The sequence below is a fragment of the Planktotalea sp. genome (assembly GCF_965659345.1).
Taxonomy (GTDB): Bacteria; Pseudomonadota; Alphaproteobacteria; order Rhodobacterales; family Rhodobacteraceae; genus Planktotalea.
Map to the genome: position 1 here is coordinate 217,654 of NZ_CBFHVK010000003.1, position 9,487 is coordinate 227,140.

Sequence of the window (9,487 nt, forward strand, 5' to 3'; positions counted from 1 at the left end):
TCATGCGCGCACTTAAAGGCGATGCTTTGGATCCAAAAGGATTGATCGCAGAAAGCTATAAGATCGACGGTATTTCGCTTGGCGAATGCCGCAGCATATTTCTCGATTGGGCATTGAATTTGGAAGGCGATAGCGCCGTTGCTTTGCCCGTTTTGCTAAAGCGTCACGGCGCTGAAGGGCATCCTATGACGGAGGTGTTGCGTGAAGGATTGGCTGCGTCGCAAAAGCCGCGACGTCGTGGTGGCTGGCGTACGCGCGAGCGCCCATGACAATCGTTTTGGCAAAAGGGCGATATCGGGCGCGACAAAGCCGTTTGGCAAAAGATATCGAGGCGGCGCAGTCGTTACGCGCGCGTGCGTTTGGCTGTGATGATCGCGACGCTTTGGATTCCCTTTCAATGCATATCTTGGTGGAAGATGTCGAAACCGGCGCCGTGCGTTGTTGTTTTCGAATGCTCTTGTTGCCAGCCGCTGAGGTTGGGCAGAGCTATTCTGCGCAGTTCTATGATTTGTCTGCCTTACAGGCATATGAGGGGCTTTTGGTCGAAATGGGCCGCTTTTGCATAGACCCCGAAGTCAAAACTGATCCTGATGTCGTGCGGATCGCTTGGGGTGCGATGACTGCATTTGTGGATACGCATGATGTAAAATTGATGTTTGGCTGTTCCTCATTTGTCGGAACGGATCCGACGCCGTATTTGAACAGCTTTGCTGTTTTGGCCAAAAAGCATCTTGGGCCGGATCATCTTCGCCCAAAGAAAAAATCCAATGATGTATTTTGTTTTGATACGATTTTGACAACGGTGCACGGGCCTGTACGTGCCATGCCGTCGCTTTTACGGACCTATCTTATGATGGGTGGCTGGGTCAGTGACCATGCGGTAATTGATCCACAAATGAACACCATGCATGTGTTCACGGGTGTTGAAGTCAGCAGGATTCCGGACGTACGTAAACGGCTTTTGCGGGCTGTTGTCGGTTAGGGCAGGACGCTCCGCGGGGAGTTTATTTGGAAAAATGAAGCACGGAGAGGCGCAGTCGGGCGTTGACCTTTATGGTGGCCTTGCGTAGCTGGCAGGTATGGCACGCGCACCCCTTCTTCAGCTCTCCGATATCTCGCTTACTTTTGGCGGTGATCCTGTTTTTGACGCCCTAGATCTGGTTGTCCAACCGAATGACCGGGTCGCTTTGGTGGGGCGGAACGGCTCTGGCAAATCGACCTTGATGAAGGTGATGGCCGGTTTGGTTGAGCCTGACAAAGGCAGTATAGTCGCGGGCCCCGGCGTAAGCGTTGGCTATATGGAACAAGAACCCGAGATGAAGGGGTTTGCGACACTTGGCGATTTTGCTTTGAGCGCGCTAGATCCGTCCGAGGCCTACAAGGTAGAACGCGCAGGAGCAGGGCTAAAGTTTGATCCAGCACGCCCGGTGGAAACCGCTTCAGGTGGCGAGCGGCGGCGAGCGGCACTGGCAAAGCTGATGGCTGAAGCGCCCGGTTTGATGTTGCTTGACGAGCCAACCAACCATTTGGACATTGAAGCGATTGGATGGCTTGAAGCAGAGTTAAGCACAACGCGCACGGCGTTTGTTTTGATCTCGCATGACCGCGCGTTTTTGAATGCTTTGACCCGTGCGACCCTTTGGATTGATCGTGGCCAAGTGCGCCGACAAGAAAAAGGTTTTGAAGGTTTCGAGGCTTGGCGCGACAGCACGTGGGAAGAAGAGGACATGCAGCGCCACAAGCTTGACCGCAAGATCAAGTCGGAAGCGCGTTGGGCCGTCGAGGGAATTTCGGCGCGGCGGAAACGCAATCAGGGACGTGTACGTGCGCTACAGGATCTGCGCGCTGAACGTGCCTCTCAGATACGTCGTCAGGGTACGGCCGCAATGGCACTCGAGGGTGGACAGGCATCGGGTAAAAAGGTGATCGAAGCGGTTGGGCTTGCAAAAGCGTTCGATGGTAAATCGATTGTTCAGGATTTCACACTAACCGTACAGCGTGGGGACCGAATTGCGTTTGTTGGGCCCAATGGCGTTGGCAAAACCACATTGATCAAGATGCTTATGGGGCAGGAGCCTGTCGACAAGGGAACTGTCAAACTTGGCAGCAAACTTGAGTCTGCAATCTTTGATCAAGCGCGCGCGCAGCTTGATCCGGATATGTCGCTTTGGGATAGCTTAACGGGCGATCCAGAGATGCGCGTGTCAGGCAAAGCAGATCAGATTATGGTGCGCGGTGCGCCGAAACACGTTGTTGGTTACCTCAAAGAGTTTCTTTTTGACGATGCACAAGCACGCGCGCCTGTGAGGTCTTTGTCGGGTGGCGAAAAGGCGCGGCTTTTGCTTGCCAAGATTATGGCGCGTGAGAGTAACTTGTTGGTTTTGGACGAACCGACAAATGATTTAGACGTTGAAACGCTAGACTTGTTGCAGGACCTGTTGGGCGAGTATTCGGGGACAGTTTTGCTGGTCAGTCACGACCGTGATTTTCTGGACCGTGTCGCGAGCACAACGATTGCGATGGAAGGTAATGGGCGAGCGACCGTCTATGCCGGAGGGTGGAGTGACTACCAAGCGCAGCGCAGCGCGGATGATACTGCAGTCCAAAATGTTAGCAAAGTCAGCAAAGGGCAGGGTGCATCTACGCCTAAAGATGCACAACAAAAGTCTGGCAAGATGACGTTTAAAGACAAGCACCGCCTTGAAGAATTGCCAAGTGTGATTGCGCGGCTCGAAGCGGAAATTGCCAAACTTGAAGAATTTCTTGGCACGCCAGATTTGTTTACGCAAGAACCTGCCAAATTCGCAAAAGCCAGCGATGCGTTGGTCGAACGTCACACCGCATTGAGTGATGCTGAAGAAGAATGGCTACTGTTAGAAGAACAGGCAGCAGGTTAACGCGCGAAGGTGATTTGGAGCGGGTAACGGGAATTGAACCCGTAACTAAAGCTTGGGAAGCTGCCGTGATACCTTTTCACCATACCCGCCGCACATTTTGGATACTCTCGTGCTTGAGCTTGGTCAAGGGCGCTTAGCCACGCTTGCGACGTCGGCGCCCACCACCCGCGCTGTCACCGCCGCCTGTGTTAAAACTCACGTTGGGAAGTGTGGTGATCTTGGCAAGCTCTGGGAACGGATCGGTCTTGTGCGGGATCGCATTGGCGCTGACAAAATGTTCTTGGAACTTCGGTTCGATCGCGGTTTCAACCTTGGTAATGTCGCCGACAGTTTGCTCAATCGTTGCGCGGGCCGTGACATTGCAAAGTGCGATGCGCGCGCCTGTACCGGCGGCATTCCCCGCACTTGTGACTTTGTCCAGCGGCGCATCGGGGATCATGCCAAGCACCATCGCATGTTTCGATGAAATATGCGCACCGAACGCGCCTGCAAGAACCACACGGTCCACGCGCTCAACGCCGCGTTCATCCATCAAAAGACGCGCGCCGGCGTAAAGCGCTGATTTCGCAAGCTGAATCGCACGAATGTCGCCTTGGGTCACGGTGATCATCGGGCCACCCTCAGCCGTCGCATCGTGGATAAGGTACGAATGCGTGCGCCCTTCTGGTATGCTACGAGAGGTGCCCGTTTGCTCCGCAGAGCCAATTAGGCCGCTCTCATCAAGTAGTCCTGCGATGCGCATTTCTGCAACTGCTTCGATGATACCAGAGCCGCAGATCCCAGTGATCCCTGTGGTGGCCGTGGCAATGTCGAAACCTTCTTCGTCGGACCATATATCTGAGCCGATGACACAAAATCGTGGCTCTTTGGTGTCTGGGTTAATCTCTAAACGCTCAATCGCGCCGGGTGCTGCGCGTTGACCGGAGCTGATTTGTGCACCTTCAAATGCGGGGCCAGTCGGGGAGGAGCAGGCAAGCACGCGGTCTTTGTCGCCCAACAGGATTTCGGCATTTGTACCAACATCGACGATCAAGACCAAGTCGTCCGATTTGCCTGGCTCTTCTGAAAGGGCGACTGCGGCTGCATCGGCCCCGACGTGACCTGCGATACAAGGTAAAATATAGACGCGTGCATTGTCGTTCATCGCATGCAGATCCATTTCACGCGCATCAAGGCTCATTGAGCCGGAGGTGGCGAGGGCGAAGGGAGCTTGGCCCAACTCGACAGGATCGATCCCCAAAAGCAAATGATGCATGACGGGATTGCACACAAAGACCGTTTCAAAAATTGCGTTTGGATCAATTTCTGCTTCGGTCGCAATTGTCTCGATCAATCCGTTAATCGCGGTTCTGACGGCTGTTGTCATTTCAACATCGCCACCCGGGTTCATCATCACGTAGGATACGCGGCTCATCAGGTCTTCGCCGAAACGAATTTGCGGATTCATCAGACCTGAGGAGGCTTTGACTTCCCCAGTGATCAGATCGCACAAATGCGCGGCGATTGTTGTCGAGCCAAGATCGATGGCGAGACCATAAAGACCGCCTTCGTAAAGACCAGGCCAGACATCCAGAATACGCGCGTTTGTATCATCATGGCCTTTGTTTATTGCAACCGTGACCTGCCATTTCCCTTTGCGCAAGGCAGGCTGGAGCTTGGATAAAACAGGCAAAGCCGCGCGCACGTTTTCGATCTGCCATTGTTCTTGCAACGCGCGCGCAACGCGCTCCAAATCGCCAGTAGGCGTGTGCATGTCAGGTTCATCGACCTCAATGAAATAAAGGCGGGTCGCGGGGTCCATAGTAATCACACGATCCGAAGCGGCTTTGCGAATAACCAGTTTGTGGACTTGGCTTTCCTCTGGAACATCGATGACGATATCGCCTTGAACGGTTGCCTGACAGCCAAGTCTGCGTCCGGATTTCAAGCCGCGCTTGTCATCATAGCGCTGCTCGACCGAATTCCATTCGGACAAGGCATCTGCGTGAGCCGTGACACCATGTTTTGGAAATTCACCAAAGGAGGGGGTGATCTGACATTTGGAACAAATACCGCGTCCACCGCAGACACTATCAAGATCGACACCAAGTTGACGCGCGGCCGTTAGAACGGGCGTGCCTATTGGAAAATGCCCGCGCTTACCGGAGGGCGTGAAAACAACGAGTGGTTCAGCAGACATGGGGACACCTGAGCATTGAGCTATTTTTCCAAAACATAGTGCGCATCCGCAAAAGGCTAAAGATGCCAAACGTCACAAAACTTGTCATGAGCGTCTTTTTCACAAAGTTCACACGCAATATTTGTAAGCATCAGGTGTGACAAGACTTTCCACACGTGGAAGCTGTTGTTACAGATTAATACGTTAGCGCTGCGCTTCCTCGTTTTCTTTAAGGTCATTTAATATGTCGATGCCATCTCCAGACGCGCCGGACCCCGAGGCACCGCTTGAATTTTGGCGGCGCACACCTCCGGCCTTGTTTCCGTCAATGATGGGTCTTTTCGGGATGGGACTGGCATGGCGCGCGGCGTCAGACTTTGCACCTGTCTCGATAACGCCTTGGATTGGCTATTGTATCTTGGGTATCGCATGTCTGATCGAGCTTTTTTTGCTGTCATCCTACATCTCAAAGATGAGCTATCGGCCAAGCGTTGTTCTTGATGATATGAAAAGCGTTCCCGGGCGCGGGGGCGTATCGTCGATGACGATGAGCGTCTTTTTGTTTGCCGCCAGCCTTGCGCCGATTTCACCGACGGTTGCCACGGTTGCACTTTTCATCGCCTTGCCATTTCACATTTTCACAACGGTCTTGGCGCTTACAGTCATGGTAAAAACGCCTGATGGTCTGGTGGTTTCACCCGCTTGGCATCTGAGCTTTGTCGGCTTTGTTGTGGCGTGTTTGGCAGCTGTACCTTTGGGTTATACTGGTTTGTCCGTCGTGATTTTAAGCGTAACATGTTTTACCGCTTTGATCATTTATGGGGTTAGCCTGCTACAAATGAGCCAAACAAAGGTGCCAGCGCCGCTGCGACCAATGCTGGTTATTCATCTCGCACCGGTCAGCCTGTTTGCGACTGTGTCTATGTTGCTAGGGTATCAGACCTTGGCGTTGGTTTTCACGGTTTTGGCGGTGGGTGTTGCAGGGCTTTTGTTGAGCAGGGTTTCTTATCTTGCGCGTGCGGGGTTTTCGCCACTTTGGGGGGCGTTCACGTTTCCAGTTGGCGCGCTGAGCGTCGCGCTTTTCTTAGTCAGTGCGCAGGTCAGTGCATTTGCTTGGCTCGCTTTGGTGCCACTTTTCTTGGTCAGCTTGCTCGCACCCTTCATCTTCACACGCGTGTTGTTGATGTGGGCCAGCGGTGCTTTGGCGACAAAAACGGGTGCAGCGACCGCTTAAAGGCTTTGGCACCCTTTTCATTCTGTTAAAGCCGTGAAATAGGAAACTGCCAAACGTACCCTCCCAAGGAGAACTCTGATGGAGATTCGCGAGGCCCTTACTTTTGATGATGTGCTACTGGTCCCCGGGGCCTCTAACGTGCTTCCGAGCACGGCAGATACGCGCACATTCGTAACCAAATCTATCGCTCTTAACATTCCGCTTTTGAGCTCTGCGATGGACACTGTGACCGAAAGCCGAATGGCGATTTCGATGGCGCAGGCTGGCGGAATGGGGGTGATCCATAAAAACCTCGATGTAGAAGCTCAGTCGCGCGAAGTCCGCCGCGTCAAACGTTTTGAAAGTGGCATCGTCTATAACCCAGTAACGTTGCGCGTGGATCAAACGCTTGCAGATGCCAAAGCGCTTGTTGCGCGTTACAATTTCACTGGCTTCCCGGTTGTTGACCAAGAAGGGCGTGTGGTGGGTATTTTGACCAACCGCGACATGCGTTTTGCGAGTTCTGATGATACGCCAGTTCATGTGATGATGAGCTCGCAAGACTTGGCGATGCTGGCAGAACCTGCGGATCTCGAAGAGGCTAAAAGCCTCATGCGTGCACGACGCATTGAAAAACTGTTGGTGCACGATGGCTCCGGTATTTTGACGGGACTTTTGACGCTTAAAGATACTGAACAGGCCGTTTTGAACCCGACTGCCTGCAAAGACGACTTAGGCCGTTTGCGTGTTGCGGCGGCCTCTTCTGTCGGTGATTCAGGTTTTGAGCGGACTGAAGCCTTGATCGATGCTCAGGTTGATATCGTCGTGATTGATACGGCGCATGGCCATTCCGCTGGTGTGATTGAGGCGGTGAAACGCGCCAAATCTATCGCTGGCGATGTTCAAATTGTGGTCGGCAATGTTGTGACGCCCGAAGCGACGCGCGCTTTGATTGATGCGGGTGCAGATGCGGTGAAAGTCGGGATTGGACCTGGTTCAATCTGTACTACGCGGATGGTTGCAGGGGTGGGCATGCCGCAAATGACCGCGATTGTTGAGTGCGCAAAAGCCGCTGGTGACGTACCAATAATTGCAGATGGCGGGATCAAGTTTTCGGGTGATTTTGCAAAAGCAATTGGTGCTGGTGCAAGTTGCGCCATGGTTGGCTCAATGGTGGCTGGTACGGATGAAAGTCCTGGCGAAGTGATCCTTTATCAAGGGCGGAGCTTCAAAAGTTATCGTGGCATGGGAAGCCTAGGTGCGATGGCACGTGGCTCTGCAGACCGCTATTTTCAAAAGGATGCGGCAAGCGACAAGCTTGTTCCCGAGGGGATTGAAGGGCAAGTCCCATATAAAGGCTCTGCGAGCGCGGTTGTTCACCAATTGGTCGGCGGTTTGCGCGCGGCTATGGGCTACACGGGATGCGCCACCATTGAAGAAATGCGGCACAATTGCAATTTCGTTAAGATCACCGGCGCAGGTTTGAAAGAAAGTCATGTGCATGATGTGCAAATTACGCGTGAATCTCCGAATTATCGTATCGGGTAGGCTGATCAGATGACCCCCGGCGCACGTGTTTCGGCCGCGATGGAGTGTTTGGACCAAATCTTTGCGGGGGAGGCTGCGGAAAAGGCGCTGACCCGTTGGGCACGTCGATCCCGCTTTGCCGGTTCAAAAGACCGCGCCGCAGTACGCGATCATGTCTTTGACGCTTTGCGAAACCGCGACAGATGCGCAGATCTTGGTGGTGCTTTGACGGGGCGCGCCGTTATGATCGGGCTTTGCAAACTGCAAAGATTGGATGCGAGCGAATTATTTTCTGGAGTGGGGCATGCTCCTGCGCCTCTCGAAGGATCAGAAACAGGCCTGTTGATGGATGCTGACCAGCAGCACGCGTCTATCGAGGGGGTTGAAACTTCTCGTCAGAATTGGAATTTGCAGGCTTGGTGTGTAGATCTTTTGCAAGCGTCTCATCCCAAAAATGCTGCGGAGATTGCTCAACTGTTAAGCAAACGTGCCCCTGTCGATTTGCGCGCAAATGTCTCAAAATGCACCATTGTTGAGGCCACAAAGCTCCTTGAAACAGACGACATAGTCGTAGAGCGCCTGCAGATCAGCGAAACAGCGCTTCGGGTAAAGTCCAATCCACGCAAAGTGAAAACTTCAAAAGCGTATTTAAATGGCGCGGTAGAGCTGCAAGACGCGGGCAGTCAAGCGTTAATAGACGCTTTGCCAATTGATGATTGTAGTACAATTCTCGATTACTGTGCTGGGGGCGGCGGTAAATCCCTTGCGATGGCGGCGCGTTCCCAAGCGCGTATATTTGCTCATGATGTCAATCCAAAAAGGATGCAGGATATACCCATGCGCGCAGCGCGAGCAGACGTTAATATTAAATGTATTGATCAAGCGGCAATCATTAAACAAGGTCCCTTCGATCTAGTTCTATGTGACGCCCCATGTTCTGGCTCGGGCTCTTGGCGTCGTAGTCCGGATGCAAAGTGGAAAACGACGAAAAGTGATTTCCAAGATCTCATCACCCTGCAAGCACAAATATTAAACGACGCAAGCGTCTATGTCGGGGCGGGCGGATATTTTTGTTACGCAACATGTTCTCTTTTCGCGCAAGAAAATGAAGAACAAGTAAACGCATTTCTCAAACGCACCGACAAGTTCACTCTATTGTCGCAAAAGTCTTGGACGCCGTTAGATGGATGCGATGGATTTTATGTCGCGGTGATGCAAGTAAAAGTATAGTCGCTCAACCTTAAATTGCAAAACGACTGCGATTCATGTAGTGTTAACCCATTCGGTTTACGAGCTGTTTAGGCCGACCCCGGGGAGCACACTTTGAATGAAGCGATTGTCAAACAATTAGGATCAGCGACAACTTTACGATTTTACCGTTGGGTTTTGTTGATTGTTCCTTTGTTATTGCTTGTTGGAGTCTATTTTGCGTCAGGGCTGATAGAGCGGGGTGTATTGCTTGGCTTGGTCGCTCTTTCCTTAGTCTTTTTTGTTTTTTTGCTCGATTTCGTTTGGAAGGCCCGCAGCGCAGGCACGGGAACTGATGTCGTGATAAGAGCTATCAAGAAGACCTATGCCCAAGATCTTTTGCCAGCATTTATTTGCTCAAACGACGGGCTTTGTTGCACAAATCGGGCACTGTAGGATTCACTGTGTGAATCCAGCGTGATAGCTCGCGGACATGAGCAGTTG

Annotated in this window: 8 protein-coding genes and 1 tRNA gene; 7 read left to right on the forward strand and 2 right to left on the reverse strand. The window is 52.6% G+C overall.

Annotation, left to right across the window (positions count from 1 at the left end; all coding sequences use genetic code 11):
* Positions 1-2: 2 nt before the first annotated feature.
* From ACTG3Z_RS03595 to ACTG3Z_RS03605, 3 genes are all read left to right on the forward strand, one after another.
* Positions 3-269, forward strand: a complete 267-nt coding sequence (locus tag ACTG3Z_RS03595) for a hypothetical protein (protein ID WP_439141273.1) — start codon at positions 3-5, stop codon at positions 267-269.
* Positions 266-982 (forward strand): GNAT family N-acetyltransferase, encoded by a 717-nt coding sequence (locus tag ACTG3Z_RS03600; protein ID WP_439141274.1) that lies wholly within the window; start codon positions 266-268, stop codon positions 980-982. Before ACTG3Z_RS03595 ends, ACTG3Z_RS03600 begins: the two co-directional genes overlap by 4 nt.
* A 97-nt stretch (positions 983-1,079) precedes the next feature.
* Complete coding sequence (locus ACTG3Z_RS03605) at positions 1,080-2,897, forward strand: ABC-F family ATP-binding cassette domain-containing protein (protein ID WP_439141275.1); 1,818 nt, start codon at positions 1,080-1,082, stop codon at positions 2,895-2,897.
* Between the two features lie 15 nt (positions 2,898-2,912).
* On the opposite strand, the gene ACTG3Z_RS03610 is transcribed toward ACTG3Z_RS03605, so the two are convergent.
* Positions 2,913-2,986 (reverse strand) — tRNA-Gly (locus ACTG3Z_RS03610).
* A gap of 44 nt (positions 2,987-3,030) precedes the next feature.
* Positions 3,031-5,076 (reverse strand): ASKHA domain-containing protein, encoded by a 2,046-nt coding sequence (locus ACTG3Z_RS03615; RefSeq protein ID WP_439141276.1) that lies wholly within the window; start codon positions 5,074-5,076, stop codon positions 3,031-3,033.
* A gap of 223 nt (positions 5,077-5,299) precedes the next feature.
* Between ACTG3Z_RS03615 and ACTG3Z_RS03620 the strand changes: the two genes are divergently transcribed.
* The 4 genes from ACTG3Z_RS03620 (at position 5,300) to ACTG3Z_RS03635 (ending at position 9,439) form a co-directional block, all read left to right on the forward strand.
* A complete protein-coding gene (locus ACTG3Z_RS03620; RefSeq protein WP_439141277.1) occupies positions 5,300-6,289 on the forward strand; it encodes a tellurium resistance protein in 990 nt (329 codons plus the stop codon).
* Positions 6,290-6,367: 78 nt separating this feature from the next.
* Positions 6,368-7,816 carry an IMP dehydrogenase gene (guaB, locus tag ACTG3Z_RS03625; protein ID WP_439141278.1) on the forward strand — a complete coding sequence of 483 codons (1,449 nt, stop codon included), beginning with the start codon at positions 6,368-6,370 and terminating at the stop codon, positions 7,814-7,816.
* Between the two features lie 222 nt (positions 7,817-8,038).
* Entirely contained in the window at positions 8,039-9,025 is a 987-nt protein-coding gene (locus tag ACTG3Z_RS03630) for an RsmB/NOP family class I SAM-dependent RNA methyltransferase (protein ID WP_439141279.1), read from the forward strand.
* 93 nt (positions 9,026-9,118) lie between these two features.
* Positions 9,119-9,439, forward strand: coding sequence for a hypothetical protein (locus ACTG3Z_RS03635; protein ID WP_439141280.1), 321 nt, complete (start codon positions 9,119-9,121; stop codon positions 9,437-9,439).
* Positions 9,440-9,487: the final 48 nt, after the last annotated feature.

Coding starts and splice junctions, on each gene's coding strand:
- ACTG3Z_RS03605 (WP_439141275.1), top strand. CDS start 1,080: ATGGCACGCGCACCCCTTCTTCAGCTCTCCGATATCTCGCTTACTTTT.
- guaB (WP_439141278.1), top strand. CDS start 6,368: ATGGAGATTCGCGAGGCCCTTACTTTTGATGATGTGCTACTGGTCCCC.
- ACTG3Z_RS03600 (WP_439141274.1), top strand. CDS start 266: ATGACAATCGTTTTGGCAAAAGGGCGATATCGGGCGCGACAAAGCCGT.
- ACTG3Z_RS03630 (WP_439141279.1), top strand. CDS start 8,039: ATGATCGGGCTTTGCAAACTGCAAAGATTGGATGCGAGCGAATTATTT.
- ACTG3Z_RS03620 (WP_439141277.1), top strand. CDS start 5,300: ATGTCGATGCCATCTCCAGACGCGCCGGACCCCGAGGCACCGCTTGAA.
- ACTG3Z_RS03615 (WP_439141276.1), bottom strand. CDS start 5,076: ATGTCTGCTGAACCACTCGTTGTTTTCACGCCCTCCGGTAAGCGCGGG.
- ACTG3Z_RS03595 (WP_439141273.1), top strand. CDS start 3: ATGCGCGCACTTAAAGGCGATGCTTTGGATCCAAAAGGATTGATCGCA.